38 protein-coding genes are annotated in these 22,285 nt (G+C 63.0%); 30 read left to right on the top strand and 8 right to left on the bottom strand.

What is annotated here, in order from left to right; genetic code table 11:
* The first annotated feature begins 2 nt into the window (after positions 1 to 2).
* From ABZV77_RS11460 to ABZV77_RS11320, 29 genes are all read left to right on the top strand, one after another.
* Positions 3 to 140: a hypothetical protein gene (locus ABZV77_RS11460; RefSeq protein WP_356253697.1), complete on the top strand. Its 138-nt coding sequence runs from the start codon at positions 3 to 5 to the stop codon at positions 138 to 140.
* Positions 137 to 610, top strand: coding sequence for an endonuclease domain-containing protein (locus tag ABZV77_RS11455; protein WP_356253694.1), 474 nt, complete (start codon positions 137 to 139; stop codon positions 608 to 610). The genes ABZV77_RS11460 and ABZV77_RS11455 overlap by 4 nt, the downstream gene beginning before the upstream one ends.
* 160 nt (positions 611 to 770) lie before the next feature.
* On the top strand, positions 771 to 1,193 hold the full coding sequence (locus tag ABZV77_RS11450) for a CHC2 zinc finger domain-containing protein (protein WP_356253691.1): 423 nt from the start codon (positions 771 to 773) through the stop codon (positions 1,191 to 1,193).
* Positions 1,075 to 1,719, top strand: a complete 645-nt coding sequence (locus tag ABZV77_RS11445) for a toprim domain-containing protein (protein WP_356254341.1) — start codon at positions 1,075 to 1,077, stop codon at positions 1,717 to 1,719. Before ABZV77_RS11450 ends, ABZV77_RS11445 begins: the two co-directional genes overlap by 119 nt.
* The gene (locus ABZV77_RS11440; protein WP_356253688.1) at positions 1,719 to 2,201 is read left to right on the top strand and encodes a DUF3310 domain-containing protein; all 483 of its coding nucleotides are present in this window, start codon (positions 1,719 to 1,721) and stop codon (positions 2,199 to 2,201) included. Before ABZV77_RS11445 ends, ABZV77_RS11440 begins: the two co-directional genes overlap by 1 nt.
* Complete coding sequence (locus tag ABZV77_RS11435) at positions 2,198 to 2,401, top strand: hypothetical protein (protein ID WP_356253685.1); 204 nt, start codon at positions 2,198 to 2,200, stop codon at positions 2,399 to 2,401. The genes ABZV77_RS11440 and ABZV77_RS11435 overlap by 4 nt, the downstream gene beginning before the upstream one ends.
* The gene (locus ABZV77_RS11430; protein ID WP_356253682.1) at positions 2,398 to 3,213 is read left to right on the top strand and encodes a metallophosphoesterase; all 816 of its coding nucleotides are present in this window, start codon (positions 2,398 to 2,400) and stop codon (positions 3,211 to 3,213) included. Before ABZV77_RS11435 ends, ABZV77_RS11430 begins: the two co-directional genes overlap by 4 nt.
* Complete coding sequence (locus tag ABZV77_RS11425) at positions 3,213 to 3,380, top strand: hypothetical protein (protein ID WP_356253679.1); 168 nt, start codon at positions 3,213 to 3,215, stop codon at positions 3,378 to 3,380. Before ABZV77_RS11430 ends, ABZV77_RS11425 begins: the two co-directional genes overlap by 1 nt.
* Before the next feature lie 38 nt (positions 3,381 to 3,418).
* Complete coding sequence (locus ABZV77_RS11420) at positions 3,419 to 4,129, top strand: hypothetical protein (RefSeq protein ID WP_356253676.1); 711 nt, start codon at positions 3,419 to 3,421, stop codon at positions 4,127 to 4,129.
* The gene (locus tag ABZV77_RS11415; RefSeq protein WP_356253673.1) at positions 4,126 to 4,248 is read left to right on the top strand and encodes a hypothetical protein; all 123 of its coding nucleotides are present in this window, start codon (positions 4,126 to 4,128) and stop codon (positions 4,246 to 4,248) included. Before ABZV77_RS11420 ends, ABZV77_RS11415 begins: the two co-directional genes overlap by 4 nt.
* On the top strand, positions 4,245 to 6,251 hold the full coding sequence (gene nrdJ / locus ABZV77_RS11410) for a ribonucleoside-triphosphate reductase, adenosylcobalamin-dependent (protein ID WP_356253670.1): 2,007 nt from the start codon (positions 4,245 to 4,247) through the stop codon (positions 6,249 to 6,251). The genes ABZV77_RS11415 and nrdJ overlap by 4 nt, the downstream gene beginning before the upstream one ends.
* A gap of 192 nt (positions 6,252 to 6,443) precedes the next feature.
* Positions 6,444 to 6,989: a hypothetical protein gene (locus ABZV77_RS11405; protein ID WP_356253667.1), complete on the top strand. Its 546-nt coding sequence runs from the start codon at positions 6,444 to 6,446 to the stop codon at positions 6,987 to 6,989.
* Between the two features lie 95 nt (positions 6,990 to 7,084).
* Positions 7,085 to 7,819 (top strand): FAD-dependent thymidylate synthase, encoded by a 735-nt coding sequence (gene thyX / locus ABZV77_RS11400; protein WP_356253664.1) that lies wholly within the window; start codon positions 7,085 to 7,087, stop codon positions 7,817 to 7,819.
* Complete coding sequence (locus ABZV77_RS11395) at positions 7,819 to 7,983, top strand: hypothetical protein (RefSeq protein ID WP_356253661.1); 165 nt, start codon at positions 7,819 to 7,821, stop codon at positions 7,981 to 7,983. Before thyX ends, ABZV77_RS11395 begins: the two co-directional genes overlap by 1 nt.
* On the top strand, positions 7,980 to 8,426 hold the full coding sequence (locus ABZV77_RS11390; RefSeq protein WP_356253658.1) for a hypothetical protein: 447 nt from the start codon (positions 7,980 to 7,982) through the stop codon (positions 8,424 to 8,426). Before ABZV77_RS11395 ends, ABZV77_RS11390 begins: the two co-directional genes overlap by 4 nt.
* Positions 8,427 to 8,434: 8 nt before the next feature.
* Positions 8,435 to 8,683, top strand: coding sequence for a hypothetical protein (locus tag ABZV77_RS11385; protein ID WP_356253655.1), 249 nt, complete (start codon positions 8,435 to 8,437; stop codon positions 8,681 to 8,683).
* 87 nt (positions 8,684 to 8,770) lie between these two features.
* Positions 8,771 to 9,022, top strand: coding sequence for a hypothetical protein (locus ABZV77_RS11380; RefSeq protein WP_356253652.1), 252 nt, complete (start codon positions 8,771 to 8,773; stop codon positions 9,020 to 9,022).
* The gene (locus tag ABZV77_RS11375) at positions 9,015 to 9,194 is read left to right on the top strand and encodes a hypothetical protein (RefSeq protein ID WP_356253649.1); all 180 of its coding nucleotides are present in this window, start codon (positions 9,015 to 9,017) and stop codon (positions 9,192 to 9,194) included. Before ABZV77_RS11380 ends, ABZV77_RS11375 begins: the two co-directional genes overlap by 8 nt.
* A gap of 2 nt (positions 9,195 to 9,196) precedes the next feature.
* Complete coding sequence (locus tag ABZV77_RS11370; protein WP_356253646.1) at positions 9,197 to 9,511, top strand: hypothetical protein; 315 nt, start codon at positions 9,197 to 9,199, stop codon at positions 9,509 to 9,511.
* A 52-nt stretch (positions 9,512 to 9,563) separates the two neighbouring features.
* Positions 9,564 to 11,366: a DNA polymerase gene (locus tag ABZV77_RS11365; protein ID WP_356253643.1), complete on the top strand. Its 1,803-nt coding sequence runs from the start codon at positions 9,564 to 9,566 to the stop codon at positions 11,364 to 11,366.
* Between the two features lie 125 nt (positions 11,367 to 11,491).
* Complete coding sequence (locus tag ABZV77_RS11360) at positions 11,492 to 11,728, top strand: hypothetical protein (RefSeq protein ID WP_356253640.1); 237 nt, start codon at positions 11,492 to 11,494, stop codon at positions 11,726 to 11,728.
* The gene (locus ABZV77_RS11355) at positions 11,725 to 11,883 is read left to right on the top strand and encodes a hypothetical protein (RefSeq protein WP_356253637.1); all 159 of its coding nucleotides are present in this window, start codon (positions 11,725 to 11,727) and stop codon (positions 11,881 to 11,883) included. The genes ABZV77_RS11360 and ABZV77_RS11355 overlap by 4 nt, the downstream gene beginning before the upstream one ends.
* A complete protein-coding gene (locus ABZV77_RS11350) occupies positions 11,880 to 12,062 on the top strand; it encodes a hypothetical protein (RefSeq protein ID WP_356253634.1) in 183 nt (60 codons plus the stop codon). The genes ABZV77_RS11355 and ABZV77_RS11350 overlap by 4 nt, the downstream gene beginning before the upstream one ends.
* Complete coding sequence (locus ABZV77_RS11345; protein WP_356253631.1) at positions 12,055 to 12,450, top strand: deaminase; 396 nt, start codon at positions 12,055 to 12,057, stop codon at positions 12,448 to 12,450. Before ABZV77_RS11350 ends, ABZV77_RS11345 begins: the two co-directional genes overlap by 8 nt.
* Positions 12,447 to 13,370 carry an Ig-like domain-containing protein gene (locus tag ABZV77_RS11340; protein ID WP_356253628.1) on the top strand — a complete coding sequence of 308 codons (924 nt, stop codon included), beginning with the start codon at positions 12,447 to 12,449 and terminating at the stop codon, positions 13,368 to 13,370. Before ABZV77_RS11345 ends, ABZV77_RS11340 begins: the two co-directional genes overlap by 4 nt.
* A gap of 75 nt (positions 13,371 to 13,445) precedes the next feature.
* Positions 13,446 to 13,814, top strand: coding sequence for a histone-like nucleoid-structuring protein Lsr2 (locus ABZV77_RS11335; RefSeq protein WP_356253625.1), 369 nt, complete (start codon positions 13,446 to 13,448; stop codon positions 13,812 to 13,814).
* A gap of 445 nt (positions 13,815 to 14,259) precedes the next feature.
* Positions 14,260 to 15,114, top strand: a complete 855-nt coding sequence (locus ABZV77_RS11330; protein ID WP_356253623.1) for an NAD(P)H-binding protein — start codon at positions 14,260 to 14,262, stop codon at positions 15,112 to 15,114.
* 136 nt (positions 15,115 to 15,250) lie between these two features.
* Positions 15,251 to 16,075 carry an LPXTG cell wall anchor domain-containing protein gene (locus ABZV77_RS11325; protein WP_356253620.1) on the top strand — a complete coding sequence of 275 codons (825 nt, stop codon included), beginning with the start codon at positions 15,251 to 15,253 and terminating at the stop codon, positions 16,073 to 16,075.
* A 179-nt stretch (positions 16,076 to 16,254) separates the two neighbouring features.
* A complete protein-coding gene (locus ABZV77_RS11320) occupies positions 16,255 to 16,440 on the top strand; it encodes a hypothetical protein (protein WP_356253617.1) in 186 nt (61 codons plus the stop codon).
* 150 nt (positions 16,441 to 16,590) lie between these two features.
* Here the strand turns inward: ABZV77_RS11320 and ABZV77_RS11315 are convergent, their stop codons facing one another.
* From ABZV77_RS11315 to ABZV77_RS11280, 8 genes are all read right to left on the bottom strand, one after another.
* Positions 16,591 to 16,899, bottom strand: a complete 309-nt coding sequence (locus ABZV77_RS11315; RefSeq protein ID WP_356253614.1) for a hypothetical protein — start codon at positions 16,897 to 16,899, stop codon at positions 16,591 to 16,593.
* Between the two features lie 68 nt (positions 16,900 to 16,967).
* On the bottom strand, positions 16,968 to 17,336 hold the full coding sequence (locus ABZV77_RS11310) for a DUF397 domain-containing protein (RefSeq protein ID WP_356253611.1): 369 nt from the start codon (positions 17,334 to 17,336) through the stop codon (positions 16,968 to 16,970).
* Between the two features lie 92 nt (positions 17,337 to 17,428).
* Positions 17,429 to 17,662 carry a hypothetical protein gene (locus tag ABZV77_RS11305; protein WP_356253608.1) on the bottom strand — a complete coding sequence of 78 codons (234 nt, stop codon included), beginning with the start codon at positions 17,660 to 17,662 and terminating at the stop codon, positions 17,429 to 17,431.
* The gene (locus ABZV77_RS11300; RefSeq protein WP_356253605.1) at positions 17,662 to 17,961 is read right to left on the bottom strand and encodes a hypothetical protein; all 300 of its coding nucleotides are present in this window, start codon (positions 17,959 to 17,961) and stop codon (positions 17,662 to 17,664) included. The genes ABZV77_RS11305 and ABZV77_RS11300 overlap by 1 nt, the downstream gene beginning before the upstream one ends.
* Before the next feature lie 97 nt (positions 17,962 to 18,058).
* Positions 18,059 to 18,907 (bottom strand): helix-turn-helix transcriptional regulator, encoded by an 849-nt coding sequence (locus tag ABZV77_RS11295; protein WP_356253602.1) that lies wholly within the window; start codon positions 18,905 to 18,907, stop codon positions 18,059 to 18,061.
* Between the two features lie 27 nt (positions 18,908 to 18,934).
* Positions 18,935 to 19,471 carry a DUF6879 family protein gene (locus tag ABZV77_RS11290; RefSeq protein WP_356253599.1) on the bottom strand — a complete coding sequence of 179 codons (537 nt, stop codon included), beginning with the start codon at positions 19,469 to 19,471 and terminating at the stop codon, positions 18,935 to 18,937.
* The gene (locus tag ABZV77_RS11285) at positions 19,404 to 19,685 is read right to left on the bottom strand and encodes a hypothetical protein (RefSeq protein WP_356253596.1); all 282 of its coding nucleotides are present in this window, start codon (positions 19,683 to 19,685) and stop codon (positions 19,404 to 19,406) included. Before ABZV77_RS11285 ends, ABZV77_RS11290 begins: the two co-directional genes overlap by 68 nt.
* A 106-nt stretch (positions 19,686 to 19,791) precedes the next feature.
* Positions 19,792 to 21,378, bottom strand: a complete 1,587-nt coding sequence (locus tag ABZV77_RS11280) for a recombinase family protein (RefSeq protein ID WP_356253593.1) — start codon at positions 21,376 to 21,378, stop codon at positions 19,792 to 19,794.
* A gap of 106 nt (positions 21,379 to 21,484) precedes the next feature.
* Between ABZV77_RS11280 and ABZV77_RS11275 the strand changes: the two genes are divergently transcribed.
* Positions 21,485 to 22,252 (top strand): aspartate/glutamate racemase family protein, encoded by a 768-nt coding sequence (locus tag ABZV77_RS11275; RefSeq protein WP_356253590.1) that lies wholly within the window; start codon positions 21,485 to 21,487, stop codon positions 22,250 to 22,252.
* The last annotated feature ends 33 nt before the right edge of the window (positions 22,253 to 22,285 follow it).

The following is a 22,285-nucleotide window of genomic DNA, read 5'->3' as shown; positions in this document are numbered from 1 at the left end:
CCATGAATTACGAGATCAAGTACCACCACTCGGGAGGCCACGACGTGACCGAGGAGTTCCCGACCGAGGAAGCCGCCAGGGACAGGGCTCAGTACGTCTGCCTCGTCATCGACGAGCGGGTCAGGGTCATCGAGCTGTGAGCGCCCCGCGGAGGGGCGTAGGTCCCGAGGCCGGCGAGGCGAAAGTCCCAAGCTGCAAGAAGGGGTACAAGCGATGCGAACGGTGCGAACGGTGTCGGGCTTTGAGGTTCTTCGTTGGGACCCGTGGGCGCGTGTGCCAGCCATGTCAGAAGCGCAAGCGGTCCAAGGCATCCCACGCGGCACGCGTCCAGGCTACGTACGGACTTGGACCGGGAGAGTACGACCAGCTCCTAGCCCTACAGGGCGGCTTGTGCGCCATATGCCGCCAGTCACGCACTAGGCGCCTCGATGTGGACCACTGCCACAAGACGAACGTCGTCCGAGGATTGCTGTGCGCTCGCTGCAATCGCCAGTTGCTTGCAAGAGGTCTCAGGGACTCCGCGCAAGTGGCTAGATCCGCTGCTGACTATCTCGACGACCCACCCGCTCCCCGGCTCATAGGAGAGCGTTTTTATCGCCAGTCAACTTGACATCCACCAACGAGCAAAGGCACCTTGAGAATGAACGAGCAGTACGGCCCGAAGCGGTCCGGCAACTCTCAGAAGCTCGACCGGCTTCCGGCTGACACTCTCGACCCCACCTGGTCCCTCATGTCTGAGGCTCACCGCGTCTTCCCTGTAGAGGTTCGCCATGTCCCGTTTCGGCGCTCGACGACTTGATATCCACCAGGCTGGACCGATCAGGGGAGTGCTGGAGAGGTATTACCCGGACTGGCTACCCCCGGAGCCGGGTCGAGGCTGGCTCAAGACGCTCTGCCCCGCACACGACGAGGCCACACCATCGGCGTCCGTGAACTACGAGCTTGGGGCAGTGAAGTGCCAGGCGTGCGGATTCAAGGGGGATGCCATCTCAATCATCAGGAAGGAAGAGGGAGTTGACTACGCAACGGCTCTCCGCATCTCGGAAGAGCTTGCTGACTCAGACGGCGTACGACATGAGTCTGAAGTTCCAGGGAAGCCCGGCCGAGGAGTACCTAGCGTCCGCCCGACATTTGGACACCGAGCTGCTGGCCGACAGGTTCAGGCTGGGGTTCGTCGACGATTCGGCTCCTAGCGGGTTCGAGCGATACATGGGCCGCCTGGCCGTGCCGTACCTGCGCCGGAATCCCTTCGGGAAGACGACCGTCGCGGCGATCCGCTTCCGGTGCGTGCGGGCGGAGTGCATCAAGAACCCCGATGGGTCTTGGCGGGACGAGGAAGCCCACGTGGGCCACGGCAAGATGGAGTCGATGCCCGGCGACACGCACCGCGTCTACAACGCCGAGGCGATCCTCAGGGCCCACGACGAGATAGCCATCTGCGAGGGCGAGCCGGACACCTGGACGGCAGAGATGTGCGGGATACCCGCCGTCGGCATCCAGGGAGTCAACGGCTGGAAGGACTACTTCACTGAGCTGTTCCTCGGGTACCGGACGGTCTACGTTCTGGCCGACGGAGACAAGGCCGGTGAGGAGTTCGCCACCGAGGTAGCCAAGAAGCTGCCGAACGCCCTGGTCGTCCCCATGGGGCAGGGGCTCGACGTGAACAAGCTGCACACGACCAAGGGCCGCGAGGCCGTTCTAGAGAAGGTAGGCCGGTAATGGGATTCGTAGTCGGGGATTGGGTCCGCGTCACGGGCGACACCCTCACCACGTTCAAGGACGCAGTCGGCTGCATCGTCCGTCATGGAGGCGGCGGCTATGGCTGGGTCGTCGACATCACCGAGGCCGGTGGCAACGACATCAGGGGTGAATACTCCTTCGACACTGATGAGCTGGAGCTGACGGACTACAACATGGAGGCCGTCGAAACCTGGGGCGGGAAGATCCTCAGCGCCAAGCCCATCAAGCAGGACAAGGACTTGACATCCACCAATGAGGACGTGGTGGAGCACCCGAACCACTACACCAGCCACCCGAGCGGGGTGGAGTGCATCGAGATCGTGAAGCACTTCAGCTTCCCCATCGGCTCAGCGATCAAGTACCTCTGGCGCGCTGGTCTGAAGGGCGACGCGGTTCAGGACCTCAAGAAGGCCATCAAGAACATCGAGTTCGAGATCGAGAAGCGGGAGAGCAGCAAGTGATCGAGTTCAACCACCACACCCCATACGGATACTCCCACTACCTGAGTGCGGGACTGTACGGCCAGATGATCGGCTTGGACGTGCAGGGAGCACACGGGGCTGGCACGGCCGTCGTACTCGCCAACATCAGCGTGCGTGAGGCCAAGGCCATTCGTAAGGAACTGAAGAAGGTCATCAAGCAGGCGGAGGGGGACAAGTGACGAAGCGCGTAGTCGTCATCAGCGACACCCAACTCCCGTACCACGATCCACGAGCGCTGAAGAACGTCATCAGCTTCGTGGGGGACTATCAGCCGGACGCGGTCTACCAGATCGGTGATCTCGTGGACTACCCGACGCCGAGCCGCTGGAACAAGAACACCCGAGGCGAGTTCGAGCAGCGAGTCGTCGAGGACTCGGAGTACACCAAGCGGAACTTCCTGGCACCTCTCCGGAAGGTTTACGACGGTCCCCTCGGTGTCCTGGAGGGCAACCACGACCTTCGGCCCCGCCAGTACCTCGCCGAGAACGCCCCGGCCCTGGCCGAGTTCTCCGACGCCTTCCACTTCAAGAGCCTTCTCGACTTCGACGGCTTCGGCGTCGACCTCACGCCCTCGTTTCACAAGGTCGGACCGGACACCGTTCTGATCCACGGGCACGAGATCAAGGGCATGTCCAACATCGCGGGGACGACGGCCTACAACCACGCCCGCAAGGCAGGGGCCAACGTGGTCATGGGGCACACGCATCGACTGGGGATCAGGCGGGAAACCGCGGGTAACGTCCACACCGGCTCAACCATGCGATGGGGCTTCGAAGTTGGTGCCCTGATGGACCCGAAGAAGGCGCAGTACCTCGGGGTTGGAGGCGTGTGCAACTGGCAGATGGGCTTTGGGCTGCTGTACTGCGGCAAGTATGACGTCAGCCCCGTAGCGGTCGACGTCCGCCGCGACGGCTCGTTCGTCGTCGAGGGGGAGCGGTACGGCGTCATCCGGCGAACCGCAAGCGGCCACTTCGCGAAGGCAGGCAAGTGATGAAGTGCCACACCTGTCTCGACGGATACGACGAGTCGTTCAAGAGGGACTGCGTCGACTGCGGGAAGCGCTACCTCGGTGAGTACCCGACCGAGATGGATGCGTTCGGTTCGTACCTCTACTACTCGAAGAAGAACCTTGCGGTCCTACGGGACCTCCCTAACTAGCTCCCAGACTTGACATCCACCACAAGAGAGACGGGTACATGAGCTTCACCGAAATCCAGGCTGACGAGTGGGACAAGCTGTTCGCCGTCGCCGAGAAGGCGGGCCGGATGGTCTCCCACAAGTTCCCCGGCGTCGAGGCCGACGACATCACGCAGGACGTGATGGAGCGCTTCGTCGAGTGCGAGTCGGCAGCGCGCAAGCTGCTGAACTCTTGGAACGAGAGCAACGACAACACGGCCTTCAAGGCCATTCTCATCATGGCCAACCAGGTCGGTTCCAAGGAGCTCAACGACCGGCGCCTGCACAGCGGAGAGTTCACGTACACCTCTGACTATGTGCGCAAGCTCCTGTCCCGAGGAATGCTCTCCGACCGTGCCTGCGGGAAGAACGACAAGGGCGAGAACATCTTCGAGGCTCAGCTCAACTCGCTGATGACCGGCAAGAAGTCGAAGAAGGACTTCTCCGAGCGAGTGAACGTGGACGACCGGATCGACCTGAACCTCGGGTTCGCGAAGCTGACCGGAACCAACCAGAACGTCATCATCAAGCGCTACGTCCTGGAGGAGCGGCTTGGCGACGACGAGCGGAAGCAGCTCTCCCGAGCCGTCAGCAGCCTGGCGCTCCACATGAACAGCCACTCCGCCAAGCACAACACCGACCACGACGGTCCTGGCAGTCGCAAGGCCCTGAGCAACGGCGCCGCCTACTGGCTCACCTCCAACCAGTACTCGCCTGGTGGGTCCAAGTGACCTACGACGAGTGGCTGTCCCAGTTCCTCAGCGGGACTGGAGACCTGAAAGACGCCAACGACTACGAGTTCCTTCAGGGCCCCTACGCCTTCATTGACGACGAGGAGAAGACTGCATGAAGTTCACCACCACCGGCCACGATGTCTACCAGCGCACGTACAGCCGCCCGAAGCCTGACGGCTCCTACGAGGAGTGGGCCGAGACTGTTGAGCGCGTCGTAGACGGCAACCTGGGGCTCGTCGACCCCAAGTTCGTCGGGGCGGGAGAGCGCCAGGCGCTCATCAACATGATGACCAACTTCGAGATCCTTCCCGCTGGCCGCCATCTCTGGGCCTCTGGCGTCCCCGGCCGTCAGTTCCTCTACAACTGCCACGTTGCCCCGTGGAGTGACGGCCTGGCCGATCACGTCGAGTTCGTCTTCATGCGTCTCATGGAGGGCGGGGGAGTCGGTTCCCGGTACGGCGTCGACTGCCAGCCGACAGAGCCGGTCGCGCGAGAGCTGAACCTCCACCTCGTCTGCGCCCCCGACCACGCCGACTACCTGAGTATGGTCGAGGCCGGTCACGTCAGCATGGAGTACGGCTACGAGTGGCCCGGGGCCTTCAAGGTCGAGGACTCCCGAGAGGGCTGGGCGGCTGCCCTCGTCGATCTCGTGGACACCTACCTGCGTCCCGAGGTGAAGAACGCGAACCGCGTCTATGACCTGTCCGGCGTTCGCCCGTCTGGCGCACCGCTCCGCACCTTCGGTGGTACGGCTTCTGGTCCGCTCCCGCTGGCCAAGATGCTGCGAGAGGTCGCCCGCATCATGAACGCGGCCGGTATGTTCCGTCGCCCGATCTCGGGCGTTGAGGCCATGGAGATCGACCACTTCGTGGCGGAGTGCGTCGTGTCTGGTGGCAACCGCCGCAGCGCCCGCATGGCGATGATGCACTGGACCGATCCGGAGATCCTGTCCTTCATCAACTCGAAGAAGCACGGAGGCCACTGGACGACGAACATCTCCGTCATCATCGACAACGAGTTCATCCAGACACTTCAGGCGATCTACGAGCCGGACTCGGATGCTCGTCGAGTCTTCGATGCAGCGGTCACCGGCATGTACCTCAACGGTGAACCCGGCCTGTGGAACGAGGAGCTGAGCAACCAGGACGAGCCCAATACAGTGGTTGCTACAAATCCGTGTGGCGAGCAGCCGCTCCCGGAAATGGGTGCATGCGTGCTCGGGCACGTGAACCTCGCGGCCTTCCCTGACTGGCATGACGAGGACCAGCTCTTCGAGGCGCATCGCCTCATGACGCGCTTCTTGATCCGGGCGACGTACGGTGACATCACCTACCCCAAGCAGAAGAAGATCATGGAGCGGGATCGACGAATCGGTCTTGGTCACCTCGGAGTTCAGTGGTTCGCCAACCTCCGCGGAATCCGGTTCTCGACCATCCCCACGGACTACGAATTCGCAGACATCCTTGGTGAGCTGTACGAGTTCGTGAAGGCCCACGCCCAGGACTACGCGCGAGAGCTGCGCATCCCGGTGCCGGTGAAGCTGACGACCATCGCACCGACGGGTTCCATCTCCAAGATGCCCGGCGTTTCTGAGGGCCTGCACACGATCTACTCGCGGTACTTCAACCGTCGGATCAGGTTCTCGTCGACCGACCCGAAGCAGAAGGCGAAGCTGGAGCAGTACGAGGCGGACGGCTACCACGTCGAGGACTGCGTGTACGCGCCGTTCACGAAGGTCGTGACCATCCCGACCAAGGACGGACTCATGGAAGCTGTGGATGCCGCTGGCTTCAGCGCTGACGACATCGTTGAGTCGGCTGATGACCTCACCGTGAAGCAGATGCTCGATGTCCAGGCGTTCTATCAGCAGAACTTCGTGGACTCTGCCATCTCGTTCACCGTCAACTTTGACCCCAAGAAGGTGAGTCGTGAAGAACTCGCTGAAGCTCTACTCGACCAGTTGCCGTACATCAAGGGCACGACTGTGCTGCCGGAGGGCTCGTACGCTCAGGCTCCGTACGAGCGCATCACGAAGGAAGAGTTCGAAGCGGCTGAACTGACTGAGACCGGAGACGCCATCGACATGGAGTGCTCGACGGGAGCATGTCCGATCAAGTGAGCTGCGAACAGGACTGGTGGTTCGAAGATGAAGACGACTGCATTCAATGCGGAGGCCGTCAGTGCATCACGGACTATCCATGGCGAGACGACTTGACATCCACCAACTGAAAATGAGACCTTGAGGTTGAAGGGGCCCTGCGGCCCCATCTCTTAAACCTCGCACTTTACATCCACCACTTAGGAGATCACTTTGACGTACGACCCCTTCGCTTCCGGTTCCAACGACGCCACCGCCGAGGCCCCGCAGACCACGCCCCCGGCCGTCACCAATGTCGCCACTGCTCCCAACCCCTTCAAGATCGGCTTCACGCTGAAGGCCGCGTCCGGCTTCGAGGCCGAGTGGCTGACGCCGACCGTCTATGGCGCCGACGCCACACAGACCGCCGAGCGCGGCCGTGACCTCCTCGTCGCGATGCAGGAAGTCGGCCTCATCGAGCTGACGGCCAAGGCCGCCGAGTACACCCGCTCGAAGCACCTGGGCAAGTCCGCCCCCGCTGCGCAGGCCGGTAAGCCGACTTTCAACAACGGTCGAGTCCAGCGCCCGGGGAACCAGAGTGGCGGCCAGGCGACTGCCAAGCAGGGCCCGCCGTGCGAGTGCGGCGACGCGTCGGCCTACACCGAGTGGGGCGAGAACAAGTACAACCCTGGCCAGCCGAACAAGGCGTTCAAGTGCGCCACCAAGGTCGCCGACTACCGCGACCCGGCGGCGTGCGACTTCATCAAGTGGATTCGATGACCTTCGCCCTTGCCGGCTCGGGGACTTAGGTCCCACCGCGGGGCCTGCCACACGGGCAGGCCCCGCATATCTCCCAACCAGAAAGAACCAAGCAAGTGATCGCCGTCCCTGTTGCATGGACCCACTTCAACCCCTACGAGGCCGGTCACCAGACCGGCTACGTACCGCAGGAGTTCGACGCCGAGACGGGATTCGTCGAGTACATAGACGAGCTGGTCGAGTTCGCCGGTCGCAACTGCTACAAGGCGTGGGGGCGCAAGAACCCCAAGACCGCCAAGAACGACGCCTACGTTGCCCAGATCATCGACCACGCCCACTTCAGCGTCATGGAGCACGGATCGGTCACCTTCGTCGTCGAGGGCGTCTCCCGAGCGCTCATGGCCGAGCTGACCCGACACCGCCACCTGTCGTTCTCCATCAACAGCCAGCGGTACATCAACTACGCCAAGACCGAACCGGTCATCCCCCCGGCTATCGCGGACGACGAGGTCGCCGTCGCAGATCTCAAGGAGCACTACAAGCAGTGCATCGCCCGCTATGAGGTCCAGGTTGCCGCGCTGAAGGACGAGGGCCTGAACAACAAGCAGGCCCGCGAGGCTGCTCGCCACTACCTCCCCGAGTGCGCCCCGGTCGGCATGGTCGTCACGGGCAACATGAGGGCCTGGCGCGAGGTCATCTCGAAGCGCTGGCATGTCGCGGCAGACAAGGAGATCCAAGAGCTTGCACGGCAGCTCCTCGTCGAGCTGAAGGGCATCTCCCCGGCGTGCTTCCAGGACTACGACGTCGAGAAGCCGCTGAGCTACGAGCGTGGATCCGGTGAGGCGAAGTGATGCGAACCGAAATCGTCCTGGAGGCGAGCACGTCCCATGAGGTGTCGGTCAAGGCGCTGATCGACTTCACCAACCGGCTGGCTCTGATGATCCCCAAGGACCGGGAGTTCTTCTACGTCTCCGTAGACGCCACCGGCAACCTGGTCTTCAAGGACTCCGAGTGACTGCCGACTGCGGTCGCAGAGACCCGCACGACGCCCACGAGTACGACCGGTGCTTCACCGGCGAGACGCCGGTCTACGGACTCAAGTGCAAGGGCACGGACAAGTACCCGGCTGACCCGAGGGAGCCCAAGCTGCCCAAGTGGGCCCAGGAGGAACTTCGATTGCTCCGCATGCGCCTCCGAGAGGCCGACAAGGTCATTGCGGAGATGCACGGACAGAACCCCAGCACCGACATCTTCGTACGCGACTACGTGAACGGGGACTGGGACCTTCCCAAGCACTCGCGTGTGCTCTTCATGCTCGAACCGAAGAACCCGAAGCGGTTCTCCCGGAAAGAGATTGAAGTATCAGTCCGAGATGGCGAGTTGTACGTCTACGGCACTTCAACACTCCGCATCACCCCCAACGTCAGCAACGTCGTCAAGATCGGATTTGATCGCTAATGCCCATCATGGAACCCCCCTTCAGCGACTCGTTCTGGCGAGACAGCTACGGGGAGCACCGCAGCTTCGACTTCACCAACGTGCACGTCAAGGAGGTCAAGATCGTCACCGAGGACAGCGACAAGACGCGCCTCGCGGTGAAGAACAAGCTGTACGCGCTTCAGAAGAAGCTCGACGGTCTGAAGAAGACGGACGACTACCTGTCCCGCATGATCCTCCAGGCGCAGATTGATGCCCTGAACGAGGCCATCAAGTGATGTGGCTGTACGCCATCGTCGCCATCGCGGCAGGCATCTACCTTGCCGCTCTCCTCGCCGACCGCCTCTCGAAGTAGGGACCCAACCATGTCTGAGACCAACGGACTTCCTGACCCCGACGAGTTCGCCGACTACCTCAAGGGGCTCGGGTTCGACCCGATCGACGCCCAGATGAACGAGGCCGTCCAGATGTTCGCCACCATCATCACCAAGTCGAAGACCCTCAAGAAGCACGCCCAGGACGCGGGCTTCACCGAGGACACCTCCGAGGAGATGGCCTTCTCCTTCTTCAGCCTCTTCACTGACGCCGCCCGAAACGTTGGACGTGCTGATGACTGACGACCGGCTCATCTTCATCGAGTTCCTGAACGGCGAAGTAGAGGAGTTCGAGGGCGAACTCCTGGAGCTGGGCAAGGAGTACGTCCACGTTGCCGAGGCCGACGGTTACCACCACTTCAACCGCACCGCCGTCCGATCCGTCCACGTCCACCCGATCACCTCCGGAGTCTGACCATGTTCACCAGCAAGAAGAAGACGATCGCCCACCTGCGCCGGATCATCTCCAGCAAGGACCGCACCATCACGGCCATCGAGTCGATGAACGAGATCCTGCGCGAGGAGTGCGAGCACACCCGAACCAACTGGAAGCGGGAGAGCCACGAGCAGCTCCGGCGCATCGAGAACCTGCACGACGAGTTGGACATCTCGGCACTGGAATACGGCGAGCTGGAAGCCGCCTACGAGACCACGCTTCAGCGCATCACCGACCTGGAAGACGAGGTGCCGACCCGTGGCACCAACGGTCGATTCGTCAGCAAGGCGACTTGACATCCACCAGCCATCGGTTAGTTAGTTTGGTAGTTAGGAGGGCCCTGAAGCAGTGATCGAGTTCTGTACGCGTCTCAAGGGAGACGTGATTCTTACGCACGTCGTCGAGACCGTGGACGACCTTGAAGGCTTCAGGGCCTTCATCAAGGCCAACCGCCGAGTCATCGGCTTCGACACCGAGACCACCGGTCTGGACATCTACGCGGCCGAAGGCTTCCGCGTGCGCCTGGCCCAGTTCGGCAACGCGGTCGAGTCCTGGATCATCCCGCTCGACAGAGAGTGGGACGGCTACGACAAGCAGTTCGCGGCCGACGTCGTTGGCGCGCTGCGATACGTCGAGAAGCTGGTCACGCAGAACGGCAAGTTCGACGTCCTCGTGTCCGACGAGCACTTGGACATCACCGCCGAGGAACTGTTCCCCAAGCTGCTCGACTCGCAGGTACTCGCCAAGCTCATCGACTCCAGACCCGCCGAGAAGGGCGGGTTCGGACACAGCCTTGAAGAGCTGACGATCAAGTTCATCGACCGCGAGGTTGGCGAGAAGATCAAGGGCTCCATGAAGGTGCTCGCCAAGGCGTACAAGACCACCAAGGAGAAGATCTGGAGCAAGGTCGACCTCTGGGACCCCACATATCTCACCTACGCCGCCTTTGACCCCTGCCTCGCCTTCCGACTGGCACGCATCCTCACGCGCAAGGTGCCCGCGTCCGCGCGGCCTCTCATCAGGTTCGAGCATGAAGTCGTCGAGGTCTGCGGCTACATGGAGCGAGCCGGGTTCCTCCTGGACGAGCCGTACACCCGCGGCCTCCGTGAAGACCTCATGCGCAAGGAAGCTGACTGGGTCGAGAAGGCCCGCGTCATGGGTGTCGAGAACATCAACTCGACTGACCAATGTGCCGACGCCTTCGAGCGTCGAGGGGTGTTCATCAAGGGGCGTACGCCGTCCGGGAAGCGCAAGGTCGACAAGAACTTCCTGAAGGAACGGGTCGACGCAGGCGACGAGTTGGCCTCTGCGATCGTCGAGGGCAAGCGAGCTGGTAAATGGCGGAAGACGTGGATCGACTCGTTCCTTGACGGCATGGACGCCAACGGGCGGTGCCACGCCGGAATCAACACACTCCAAGCCAGGACGGGAAGGATGTCCATCACGGGCATCCCGGCTCAGACTCTCCCGTCGGGGGATTGGATGATCCGGCGATGTTTCGTGGCCGAGGAAGATCACGTGATCCTGTCGACCGACTTCAGCAACATGGAGCTTCGGGTGCTCGCTGCCGCCTCTGGCGACAAGCGCATGCTCAAGGCGTTCCGTGATGGCGAGGATCTGCACCAGATCACCGCTGACGCTGCCGGTGTCGACCGCAAGGCGGGTAAGGGCACCAACTTCACCGTCTGCTTCGGAGGCGGATGGAAGGCCGTCGTCGAGCAGTACGGCGTCTCTGAGGAGATGGCGAGGAAGGCCGTGGACGCGTTCTGGGAGACCTATCCCGGCGTGAAGGCGTTCGCTGACAAGCTCCAGAAGGAAGCGCGGCGCAACGGCTACATCACCACGGCGTCCGGTCGACGCCTCATGGTCGACAAGGACCGTCCGTACGCTGCCCTGAACTACTACATCCAAAGCTCTGCACGAGACATCACGTGCCGCGCACTCCTGCGGATGCACAAGGCTCAGCTCACTCGGTTCATGCGCCTCCCGATCCATGACGAGGTGGTGTTCTCGGTGCCGAAGCAGCATGCGGAGAAGGCGGCCAAGATGACCGCTGAGCTGATGCAAGAAGTTTTCAAGGGGCTCATCGTCCCGACCGACCCGGAGGTTGGCCTCCGTTCCTGGGGGTCTCTCTATGGTGCCGATGCTTGACACCCACCTGAATGCTGTACGATGAATGACATGAATGACGGATGTGTCATCTGCGGAAGTCTTGAAGACCTCGCGTGGGATGAAGACGAAGAAACCTACCTCTGTTTTGACTGTAAGGAGTACCAGTGAGCAAGACGGTGACGATGTACGGCGGCTCTTGGTGTCAGCCCTGTAAGCAGGTCAAGCCCAAGCTCATCAAGAAGGCCATCGACGAGGACTGGACGTTCGAGTACATCGACGTGGAAGACGATCCGTGCCCGCCCGAGGTGCACTCCGTGCCGACGGTGTTCGTGAAGGATGGCCCGGTCACCTCGGGGCCGTTCGTTGGGGTCACGGACATCCGTAAGGAGTTCGCGCTGTGAGCGTCTACGTGGTGACCAAGGGAGAGCCGTGCTCCCCGTACTCCGACCCCGTCAAGGCGTTCAACGACTACGGCGACGCAGAGGATCACATCGAGGAGCTGCGCGACGAGGACGACTGGTGGGTCTACGAGATCGAGGAGATGGAGCTGTCGTGAGGAAGTGGACCGACGCCGAGATATGGGTCCTGGTCGACATGCTCGATGAGTGGATGGACAAGGACCGGCATGACGAACTCGTGCGAGATCGCGACTACACCGAGGGTGACATCGAGGCCCTGTCTTCCCTCAACTCGAAGGCCCAGGGCGAAGTGAAGCGACGGAGGTTCTATGCATGAGCGTCCATCGTGGGACGACTACTTTGGCGGCATCGCGAAGGCGGTCGCTGCGCGCGGAGACTGTCACCGTTCGAAGGTCGGCGCGGTTCTCGTCGGCGCTGACCGCCGTATTCGCTCGACTGGATACAACGGGTCTCCTCCGGGGCAACCCTCATGCCTCGCAGGCGGCTGTCCGCGCTGCAATTCAGATCAGCCGTCAGGCTCGGGCTACGAAGATTGCATCGAGACGCACGCGGAGGCCAACGCGCTGCTCTACGCATCGTGGGAGGACTGCCAGGGTTCGACCATCCACATCACGCGTGCCGCATGCAAGGACTGCACGAAGCTGATCCGGGCGGCAGGCGTTCGCCGCGTCGTCTGGCCGGAAGGGGAGGTCGTGTACTGGTGAGCAGTGAGCGAGCCACATGGGTGGCTGCCGCAGTGGCAGTCGCCGCCCTAGCCGCAGGAGCGACGTACGGAATCGAGGCCCTGGGAGCGGAAGCCAAACCGAAGCCCGCGGCTCAGCCGAAGGTGACGAAGCCCACTTTGCCGGCTCCGAAGCCAGTCGAGGCGTTCACCGCCAACTTGTCCGTGAGGGACGGGAGTTCATACGGCGCAGGCATGCCGGTGTCGATCAAGTTCAACCAGCCAGTGAAGGATCAGCAGCGAGTACGAGAGTCCATCAAGGTCACCTCCGACTCAGGTCGCGAAATCCGCGGTAGGTGGTTCTCGACGCAGCGTCTCGACTTCCGACCCCAGACGTACTGGAAGGCAGGGGAGCGCGTCACCGTCAAGGGAGCCACTGACGAGCCGGTGACGTTCACCGTGTCACGGCGACAGGTCTCGACTGTCGACGTCGAGGCCAAGACCATGACCGTCGAGCGAGACGGCAAGGTGCTGAAGCGTGTGCCGATCTCGGCGGGCTCCGACGAGCATCCGACGTACAACGGCGCCATGGTTGTCTCCGAGCGCCTGGAGGAGACCCGCATGAGCGGCGACTCCGTCGGCCTGGTCGACGAGGACGGGAAGCCCGAGTACGACATCCCTGACGTACCTCACGCGATGCGACTGACCAACTCGGGGACGTTCATCCACGGCAACTACTGGGCGAACCGTCAGCAGTACGGAAAGTTCAACACGACCCATGGGTGCATCGGCATGTTTGATGCACGAGAGCGTGATCAAGAGACTCACGGCAAGTGGTTCTTCGAGAACTCGATGATCGGCGACGTTGTAGAAGTCAAGAACTCTGCCGATGAAACCGTGAAGCCCGACAACGGTCTGAACTCTTGGAACTCAAGCTGGAACGAGTGGATGAAACAGTCTTGAAACACGACTTGCTTCTAGATAGATGCCCAAGTAGTTTGATCAACGCACAGTCGCACCTTACTCAAGGAGTTCAGGATGGCCATCAAAGCCGCCACAGTAACCAAGCTCACCGTCGAAATCGGTGACGAGGTCTACGAGGGTGAGGTCGAGATCAGTGACGCCAAGATGAAGGAGCTGGAGACAGCTTCCACCGCCTTCGAGAAGGCTCAGAACGCCTACCTGGCTGCCGCAGACAAGTTCCGCGCCAAGGTAGAAGAAGTTGGCCTGGAGCCCAAGAAGAAGGGGCGCCGCAACGCCACGATGGACACGAAGATCCGTGCATGGGCGAAGGACAACGACATCGAGGTCAACGATCGAGGCCGCATCCCGTCCAACATCACGGCGGCCTACGAGCTCGCCATGAAAGAGGCAGAGGAGAAGCCCTCAGCTGCCAAGAAGAAGTAGGCAGGGCGGGGCCGCTGCGGCGGCCCCTACCGTCTACGTCTTCATAGCGAGCAAGAACACAGCTCCGCCGCGCCTTCGAGTGCTGTGGCACATGTCGAGAGCCGACGCGATGCGTCTGTGCTCAGACAAGCGCACGTCCGGAGCGCGGCACATGCTGTGCTGGACGGCGTACCCAGGAGACCTCAACGTCGACTGGGAATGGATTACCAATGACGGTCAATATGCAGCCGTCATGAGGGAGTTGGGCATCAGACCGATGCCGCACCCATGAGGAGTTGATGCGCTTGAGGAAGATTACTGTCATCGGCATGTCCGGCGCTCTCGTGCTGGGAGGTGCTGTGCCTGCGCCGTCAATCGTCCAGGAGTAGAAGCTTGCCGAACTTGATCGCGAAGGGTGAGTCAAGGTAAGGCATAAGGGAAGCAAAGAAACCCCAAGGAGGCCCTAATGGGTTCCGCAGCACCTCTCGTTCTCGTGACCGGCGCAACCGGCCAGACCGGAAGCCTCGTAGCGGCCGGACTTCGTGAACGAGGCATCGCCACACGCGAGGTGGCTCCCAACACCGAGATCAGCTTCGACTGGTCGGACCCGACGGGATGGGGCGCCCTTCTCGAAGGGGTCACGGCCGTCTACCTGATGACGCCCACCGACCCCAGCTTCGACGCCGATGCGGTAGGCAAGTTCCTTGAACGAGTCCAGGCCGCTGGGATCTCCCGCATGGTGTTCCTCTCGGGGTGCAGTGCCGAGTTCGGTAGCTCGTGGATGCTGTCCCGTGAGATGCCCGTCCGGTGCATCAACGAGGGCGAGCTGAACTGGACGATCCTGCGCCCCACCGTGTTCGCGCAGAACTTCGGACCGATGGAGCCCACTCTCATTGCCGACGGAGGTATTCGCCGCCCGCTCGGGGAGGGTGACGGTGCAGGTATCTCGTTCATCGACGTTCGTGACATCGCTGACGTAGCTGTCGAGATCCTGACGGACACCAGCACGGCCCACGCCGGGAAGACGTACTACCTCGATGGGCCGGAGGTCATCACCTACGGCCAGGCGCTCAGGCTCATCGGCAACGAGATCGGTCAGCTTCTGGAGTACCGCAACATGCCCACCGAGGAGTGGGCCGACATGTGGCGCTCGCAGGGCATTGCCGAACCCATGATCAAGTGGTTCACCTGGGGGACCGCTGGTCAGCGCCGAGGAGAGTACGCACATGTGCGTGACGGTGTGCGAGAGGTTCTGGGGCGCACCCCCCGAACCTTCCAGGCGTGGGTCAAGGAAGCTGCCGCCGATGGCGTGTGGAGCTAGGCCAGGACCAAAGGCCCACCAGCTAGGGCCCTTGGATGCAGGCGCGAACCTCACAGGTAATGCAAAGGTAAAGACCGGTCGGGTCAACTTTCGACGGAAGCCCGACCGGCCACCCCTATGAGAGGTAAGAACAAGCATGTCCAAGCACTCTGCGCCCCGCAAGCGCACGCTTGCCAAGATCGCCCTTGTAGGTGCTGGAGCGTCAATGCTCCTTGCCACCCCGGCCATGGCTGCCACTGCGCAGCCCGACGCTGAGTCGTCGATCCTGGACGGCATCGACGAGCCGGACACGGACGCGTCGAACCTCAAGGAGTTCGACAAGCAGCGGGAGCAGTACGACAAGGAAGCCCAGAAGGACAAGGTTTCCCCGCCTGGCCCCGAGGTGCTGCCGCCGCCTCCGGAGCCTGAGGTCCAGCCCGAGAAGCCCGAGATCATCGAGCCCGGCCCCGACAAGCCGCAGATCGTTCCCCCGGGCCCGGCCCTCCCGCCTCCGCCGCCTGAGCCGGAAGGCGACAAGGATAAGCCGGTCATCACCCCGCCCGGCCCGGAGCTGGAGAAGCCCAAGCCGGACCCGGACACGAAGCCGCTCACCCCGCTCACTCCGGCCGACAAGATCGAGGACGGCAAGGACAAGCCGAAGCCTGAAGAGGGCAAGGAGGACTGCACGTGCCTCAAGCCTGCCGACAAGGACAAGCACTACGAGGACTGCGCCTCGGTCAAGCCGGACAAGCAGAAGCCCGGCGCTGTCGACAAGGGCGCCGCCGTGAAGCCCGTCAGCTCTACCTCAGACCAGGCCGACGCCACTACGGACGTTGTGACCCCGAAGGGTGGTGTGGCTGCTGGTGCTGAGCTGGCTGCCACCGGCTCCGACGGCATGCTCGTGCCCGGCCTCGCCGCAGCCAGCGTCCTCGTCGCTGGTGCTGGACTCGTGATGGCGGGCCGCCGCAAGACCTCCGAGTGAGGGTGGCATAACTGAATAGCCGAACCCCCGTGAGTCGTCCCCTCGCGGGGGTTCGTCGCACCGCGGCCTTGCCGACTCGTGACGAACGTCCTGGGCGCTCGGGACTAACTCTGGACCTAAGACCCCCTTACCGGCTTGATGATGGTAGGGGGTTCTTTCGTCGTTTCTAAGGTGCTGCTGTGAAGTCCGTACTGTCTCGTTTCTGGTCCTGGCCCGAGTGGGCCAAGGGCGCCGTCATCACGACCTTCGGGGTCCCTGCCGCGCTCGGTGCCCTCATGTTCGTGTACACGATCTTCGGCACGTTCGAGAGCTGGGCTGTGCTCTGGGCGATTGATCACGGGTACATACCACATCCGGACGCCTGACAGTATCTGACGGTTCATCAGAAATAGATGGTGGCAAGCCAATTGGTGACAGGCAGTCATCCCTGTATGAACGACGAAGCCCCCTCCCGATGTGAGAGGGGGCGTTTCCGCGGTGGGACTTCCGACCTGGCCGGCTCGGGGACCAACGACCTACGTGGCTGCTCTCAGCTTCGGCCGGGCCTTGCCGTTGTTCCGCCCGAGCTGCTGCTGACCGAAGTTCGGATGCCAGATGGCCGTCAGATGACCGATCTGCGTCGGCGTGATGGTCGAGCAGTCCGGCGCGAAACAGATCGCCGTCACGGCACCTGCACCACCGATAGTGGCGTACGTCTGTAGCCCCCTGCACGAGTGGCAGGCGACGCGACCGTTGTACTTCCTCTCGACGTAGGCGAACGCGCGGTTCACGTTCTCCCCACTGCGGAAGACCTCGTTCACGTCGTACGGCTCCAAGTTCTCCACGCTTGTCTCCTTGCAGACAGCACAGCGGCCCGCCTCGGGGGAGAGCAGGCCGCTGCGTGTTGGGTGGATCAGGCGGAAAGGATCTCCGCCATGTCAGCCGCCTCACCGATCCGTTGAGCGGCCTCCATCTCCTCCTCCGTGGCCAAGAACTCGTCGAACTCCCCGGCCTTCGCGCTCACGACGAAGTTCGTGAACTCCGCTCGGGTGAACAGGAGGACATGCGCCTCGGTGTCCTTGTCGTCCGAGACCGCGACCATGCGGGTGCCGTCCGGCACGTGCTCGTGCGGGTGGTCCTTCGCGTCAGGAGCGGCGGCGACGATCACGCACTCCTTGAGGATCGGGTCGAGATCTGTCCGGCCCGACTTCCGCCAGTCCAGACCCGGTGCATTCGACTGCTCGTATGCGATGGTGGAACTGCCATTGGTCAGCGTGCCCATGGTGCCCTTCTCTCGTAGAGGGGATGGAGCCCCAGCCCTGCTACGGAGACAGCCATCTCAGGCGTAGCAGGGCCGGGGAATCTAGGTGGCAGTCAGGTAATCCACTGCTCTTGCACTCCCAGGCCCCTGAGCACGTCAGTGCCGTGATGCCTGGCGTTGTCGAAGTCGACCTTCTCGGCAGGCGTGGCGGGGCGGCACTCGTTGCGCTCCTGCGTCCACTGGTGACCGCTCGGGCGGGACAAGGTCAGTTGAGCGCCTTCTATGGCGATGACCTCGCCGGACAGGCCGCGAGCGAAGTCGACCACGATGTCTTCCTGCTGATACATCAGCTCATCTCCTGACGCTCCGCGTGTTCCGCAGCTTCCTCGGTCGTGATGCGACCCAGGACCCAGGACGCGAAGGCGTACGCCTCGGAGGAGTTGAGCGAGATGTGAACGAGTCCCTCGGGCTTGCCCTCCGAGGACTCATTGATCCCAGCGGCGTAGACGGCGCCAGGGATCTTCATGAGCTGAAGGGCGTGCTCGACCTGGGGGACTGCGTTGTCCGCGATGATCTTGGCGGTCTCTCGCGGGTTTCTGCCCAGCCGCCGAGGCTGGGCCGGGTTCTCGGGGACAGCGGTAGCCATAGCCTCTCCACCTTCAACGTGCCTGCGTGGGTCGTGACTTGAAGGTAGGAAGTGCGGAGTCCGCGGGGCTACGTTGTTGCAGTCTGTTGCAGACGAACTACCCGAGAGAGCTAATGGCCCTCTGGATTAGTGACCTGGCGTCTGAGCCAACGACGGCCATCTCCCGCATCCGCAGGAAGGCTCGCAGGTACACATCCACGTCGCTTGGGCTGGTCAGCGTGACCTTGCCCGACAGCAGCTCGACGTGCACGCGCTTGTCGTCGAACACCGAGAACGTCTCGACGCCCCACATCACGCGCTCGCAGCCCTGCGGGATGATCCCCAAGGAGACGGCCGGGTAGGACATCGCCGTCAGCAAATGGTGGAGCTGGTTGGCCATGACCTGTGAGTCGCCTACGCGGTGATAGAGGGCGTCCTCTTCGAGGTAGAGCACGGCACGGTGAAGGCCGTCACGGATCACTCGCGAGCGATCGACGCGGGCCTTGGCCGCTTCTGCCGTGTCGTCGGGGAGCCCTCTGAAGTCAGCGATCTTCGAGAGGAGCGATCGGGCGTAGCCCTCCGTCTGGAGAAGCCCAGGGATCACCTTGACGCAGTACATGCGGAAGATCGATGTCTGCTCGTACAGAGGGACACTGGCGAGCTGCCCCCGGCGCAGACCGGTGTGCTGCTTGCGCTTCCACGAGACGTACATGGACTCGGCGTCGCGAGACGACGTGATCAGATCCTGAGCCTGGCCGGGTGCGTCGCATGCCGCGCACCAAACCCTGATGTCCGCGTCAGACGGAGTCGTCAGGGTGTTCTCGATGCGGGAGGTCTTCGACTTGCTCCAGCCGCACCGGTCAGCATGTCCCTGCGTATTCAGACCAGCGTCGAGACGAAGCTCCTTGAGCCGCTGGGCGATGGACTCGCGAGCGGCTTGAGCGCTGGATGACGGCGATACGGCCATGAGACTGCTGACTCGGTACGCGGCTGATCAGACCCGGAACTCCTCGTGCGGGATGCCGTGGTCCCACAGTGCCTCGAAGGCGTCGTCAAGGAACTTGAGCACGCCTGTGTCCGTGTTGAACTCGTCCTCCACGAGCGAGCCGTCACCGGCGAAGTGGTGAATGCGCGCAAGCTGGTCATCAAACAACCAGTAGTCGTTGCCCGGGAGCAGAAGCGTTGATGCATGACGCCGGGGGAGCCAGCGCACCTGCTCTCCAGCCTCCACGTTGGCGCGCGTGTAGTAGTGCTCCCAGGCGATGTACTCGGACAACGGCACGCTGACCACGCGAAGCCTGCGGATCACGACCCCACGGGCTACGGCATCAGCGATCTGCTCATAGAACGGTGTCCACCACGATCCGCGGTCGTCCCAGTCGACTCGCGCACCGTCCCGCCACGCGGCGAACTTGGCGTTGTCGAAGTAGGCGTCCCGCGCCTCGAAGTGGACGGCTGAACGCTCAGTGCGTTGCAGGAGTTCCGCGAACGGCTGAGACTGCGCCTGCGGCTGCTGCGCGTTCTGCTGCATCGAGCGCCTTCCTGATCTGGTCCGCCATGCGGACCGGCATGCGGATCACGTCTTCGTAGGGCGGGATGGACCCGTCCTCCAGGCACTGCGACCGGATCTCGTCGTCGGCCTTCCAGCCCTGGAAGATCAGGTCAGAGGTCTTTGCATCCACCCACACGGACGGGCAGTGATCTTCCTCCGTGTTGGGGTCCTTGCCGAAGAACAGTAGAGACATGGCTACCTCTCCCGCGTCGAGTCAGTTGCGACTTGTTGCACGAACATCACTCTGCGGCGTCGAGCCGTCAACCATCCATCTGCTTTCGGTCAACCTGATCCGGCCACTACGCGGCCAGGGCAGCCATCTTCTCCATGAGGTCTGCCGGGGCGGTGGGCCACGGCTCCTCGTCCTTGGTGAAGACGACGGTCACCCCCGCTTCAAGCAGAAGCTGACGCCGCTCCTCCGCGTCCATGCGTCCGTATGCATCCGCCCACGTTTCATCAGTGGGTTCATCCCGCCACTCGGCTGTGCGGGAGGGGAGTGCTGACAGATGCTTACGCTTCGCAGCAAGGGACGTCATGCGCTCCTTGTACTCCTCTTCACCGCCCGGGTAGTCGTAGAGATCCATGTCCTTCTCCTCGCGCACGGCAGTCATCGCCTTGACGACGCGCTCCAGCTCTTCGGAGTGATCCTCGCCGGGGATGAACACTCGACGCGTGTAGGGCAGATCAGCGAGTTCTTCCGTGACGAACAGGTGGATCGCCTTGGACACGATCGTTGCCTTGAAGCTGAAGCCCTTGCAGGCGGGCTTGCCCGTCTTTGGCCTCGCCTGGCAGCGGTAGTACGCGTAGTTGTACTCCTTGCCCCGACGCTTGTAGACGCCGTTCTGGAGGTACAAGCGTTCTTGGCATCCACCACAGATGGCCACGCCCAAGTGGGGAGCCGTGTTCATGGTCCGCTCACCGGTCTTTGAGCGCGCATCTACGAGCACCTGAAGCTCTTCGAACTCGTGCTCAGTGAGAATGCCTTCGGTGATCTGGATGGGCATGCCCGCCTTGTCACGGGCGATCACCCGTCGCTTGTGGCGCTTGTCCCCGCGCTTACCGACGGTCTTGTAGCCCATCAAGGCGGGATGACGGAGAAGGTCAGCGATGCCGTTGCCCTGCCACCGGTTAGAAAGCTCGGTCTTCCGTCGCGACGTGTAGCCAGACGCGAGGGCCTTGCTCCGGTGAACAGACGGCGTGTCGATGCCCTGAGCAGTGAGTATCGCCGCTATCTCGTTGAAGCTCTTCTTCTCCTTGACCAGAGCGATGATCTTCTTGATGACGGCGACGGCTTCAAGATCGAAGACGAGCGTCTTCCCGCCGCCTTCACGGTCCGCAATCTTGTAGCCGTACGGCGCCTGTCCGCCTGCCCAACGATCAGTTCCACGTAGATGCTGATGTGTGGCCAGCATCCTGCCCTTGATGCGCTTCAGCTCCATCTCGGCAAAGAGCGAGGCGAGCATCAGGAAGACCTTGGCCATCATCGTGGCCATGTCGTCAGCGCCGTCGCTGAAGTCGAGCTTCAGTCCGTCATCGGTGAAGACGAGGATCTTCTTGTTGTCCTCAGCCCACCGAGCCACATCGACGCAGTCGAAGATCGACCGGAACGCGCGGTCGACCTTTGCCCACACGATGGCGTCCCACTCGTCGGAACGATCCGTGAGCCACGGGCCAAGGTCAGGCCGCTCCCACGGCGACACCTGAGCAGAGACATCGAGGTCTTCGAAGTAGCCGACGGTCGCCCAGCCCGCGCCGTCGATGTACCGGGCTGTGGTGGTCTTCTGCTCGATGTGAGAGGTCTTGCCCTGCTTGCCTCCGGTGTCGGAGACGCGTGAGCCTGCAACTGCGCGCAGCGTGGGACGCGTCAGGGTGGGTGATACGTTCATGCTTTTGAGGGTCCTTGTTCGCGCTTTCTCGGAGTAGGGCCCCAAGCCCTGTGACCTGGGGCCTTACGTCTTAGAAAGTGATGGGACTCGGGTGAAGATCGCGCTCATGGACTCCGGTATCGGACTGCTCGCCGCGGCGGCCGCGGTGCGTCGCCTTCGGCCCGACGCCGATCTCGTCCTCTCCTCGGACCCGGACGGCATGCCCTGGGGACCGCGCACTCCGGAGGACCTCACCGAGCGCGCCGTCGCCGTTGCCGAAGCCGCCGCCGCACACCGTCCCGACGCGCTGATCGTGGCCTGCAACACCGCCTCCGTGCACGCGCTGCCCACCGTGCGGGCCCGCCTTGAGCCGGGGATCCCGGTCATCGGGACCGTTCCGGCGATCAAGCCCGCGGCCGCGGGCGGCGGACCCGTGGCCATCTGGGCCACGCCCGCCACGACCGGCAGCCCCTACCAGCGCGGGCTCATCGACGACTTCGCGAACGGGGTCGACGTCACCGAGGTGCCCTGCCCCGGCCTCGCCGACGCCGTGCAGTACGCGGACGAGGCGGCCATCGACGAGACGATCGCAGCCGCCGCGGCCCTCACGCCGCGCGATGTAAGGGCCGTCGTCCTGGGCTGCACCCATTACGAGCTGGTTGCCGAGCGTATTCGTGCCGCCGTCCAGCAGCCCGGTCGGCCGCCGCTGGTCCTGCACGGTTCGGCCGGTGCGGTGGCGGCCCAGGCGCTGCGCAGGGCCGATGCCGCCGTGGGCGCCTCGGCCGTCTCGCCAGGCCTCATCGTCCTGCTCAGCGGCCGCGAGGAGCAGCTGCCCCTGGCGGCACTCACGTACGCCGAGGGGCGCATGCTCGCGGAGACCAGCCCGGCTCTCTGAAGCGGCTGTCACGCTCCGTCACGCGGTGGCTTC

This window comes from Streptomyces sp. NPDC004732, from assembly GCF_040609235.1.
Classification (GTDB): domain Bacteria; phylum Actinomycetota; class Actinomycetes; order Streptomycetales; family Streptomycetaceae; genus Streptomyces.
This window is presented reverse-complemented; position numbering and strand designations above follow the sequence as displayed.

Excerpts from the sequence above, each read along its gene's own strand:
- ABZV77_RS11385 (WP_356253655.1), top strand. The coding sequence starts at position 8,435 with ATGGAACCCCCCTTCAGCGACTCGTTCTGGCGAGACAGCTACGGGGAG.
- ABZV77_RS11345 (WP_356253631.1), top strand. The coding sequence starts at position 12,055 with ATGCATGAGCGTCCATCGTGGGACGACTACTTTGGCGGCATCGCGAAG.
- ABZV77_RS11310 (WP_356253611.1), bottom strand. The coding sequence starts at position 17,336 with ATGGGCACGCTGACCAATGGCAGTTCCACCATCGCATACGAGCAGTCG.
- ABZV77_RS11380 (WP_356253652.1), top strand. The coding sequence starts at position 8,771 with ATGTCTGAGACCAACGGACTTCCTGACCCCGACGAGTTCGCCGACTAC.
- ABZV77_RS11300 (WP_356253605.1), bottom strand. The coding sequence starts at position 17,961 with ATGGCTACCGCTGTCCCCGAGAACCCGGCCCAGCCTCGGCGGCTGGGC.
- ABZV77_RS11275 (WP_356253590.1), top strand. The coding sequence starts at position 21,485 with ATGGACTCCGGTATCGGACTGCTCGCCGCGGCGGCCGCGGTGCGTCGC.
- ABZV77_RS11295 (WP_356253602.1), bottom strand. The coding sequence starts at position 18,907 with ATGGCCGTATCGCCGTCATCCAGCGCTCAAGCCGCTCGCGAGTCCATC.
- ABZV77_RS11290 (WP_356253599.1), bottom strand. The coding sequence starts at position 19,471 with ATGCAGCAGAACGCGCAGCAGCCGCAGGCGCAGTCTCAGCCGTTCGCG.
- ABZV77_RS11420 (WP_356253676.1), top strand. The coding sequence starts at position 3,419 with ATGAGCTTCACCGAAATCCAGGCTGACGAGTGGGACAAGCTGTTCGCC.
- ABZV77_RS11425 (WP_356253679.1), top strand. The coding sequence starts at position 3,213 with ATGAAGTGCCACACCTGTCTCGACGGATACGACGAGTCGTTCAAGAGG.
- ABZV77_RS11305 (WP_356253608.1), bottom strand. The coding sequence starts at position 17,662 with ATGTATCAGCAGGAAGACATCGTGGTCGACTTCGCTCGCGGCCTGTCC.
- ABZV77_RS11395 (WP_356253661.1), top strand. The coding sequence starts at position 7,819 with ATGCGAACCGAAATCGTCCTGGAGGCGAGCACGTCCCATGAGGTGTCG.
- ABZV77_RS11440 (WP_356253688.1), top strand. The coding sequence starts at position 1,719 with ATGGGATTCGTAGTCGGGGATTGGGTCCGCGTCACGGGCGACACCCTC.
- ABZV77_RS11280 (WP_356253593.1), bottom strand. The coding sequence starts at position 21,378 with ATGAACGTATCACCCACCCTGACGCGTCCCACGCTGCGCGCAGTTGCA.
- ABZV77_RS11375 (WP_356253649.1), top strand. The coding sequence starts at position 9,015 with ATGACTGACGACCGGCTCATCTTCATCGAGTTCCTGAACGGCGAAGTA.
- ABZV77_RS11370 (WP_356253646.1), top strand. The coding sequence starts at position 9,197 with ATGTTCACCAGCAAGAAGAAGACGATCGCCCACCTGCGCCGGATCATC.
- ABZV77_RS11450 (WP_356253691.1), top strand. The coding sequence starts at position 771 with ATGTCCCGTTTCGGCGCTCGACGACTTGATATCCACCAGGCTGGACCG.
- nrdJ (WP_356253670.1), top strand. The coding sequence starts at position 4,245 with ATGAAGTTCACCACCACCGGCCACGATGTCTACCAGCGCACGTACAGC.
- ABZV77_RS11330 (WP_356253623.1), top strand. The coding sequence starts at position 14,260 with ATGGGTTCCGCAGCACCTCTCGTTCTCGTGACCGGCGCAACCGGCCAG.
- ABZV77_RS11460 (WP_356253697.1), top strand. The coding sequence starts at position 3 with ATGAATTACGAGATCAAGTACCACCACTCGGGAGGCCACGACGTGACC.
- ABZV77_RS11445 (WP_356254341.1), top strand. The coding sequence starts at position 1,075 with ATGAGTCTGAAGTTCCAGGGAAGCCCGGCCGAGGAGTACCTAGCGTCC.
- ABZV77_RS11285 (WP_356253596.1), bottom strand. The coding sequence starts at position 19,685 with ATGTCTCTACTGTTCTTCGGCAAGGACCCCAACACGGAGGAAGATCAC.
- ABZV77_RS11325 (WP_356253620.1), top strand. The coding sequence starts at position 15,251 with ATGTCCAAGCACTCTGCGCCCCGCAAGCGCACGCTTGCCAAGATCGCC.
- ABZV77_RS11335 (WP_356253625.1), top strand. The coding sequence starts at position 13,446 with ATGGCCATCAAAGCCGCCACAGTAACCAAGCTCACCGTCGAAATCGGT.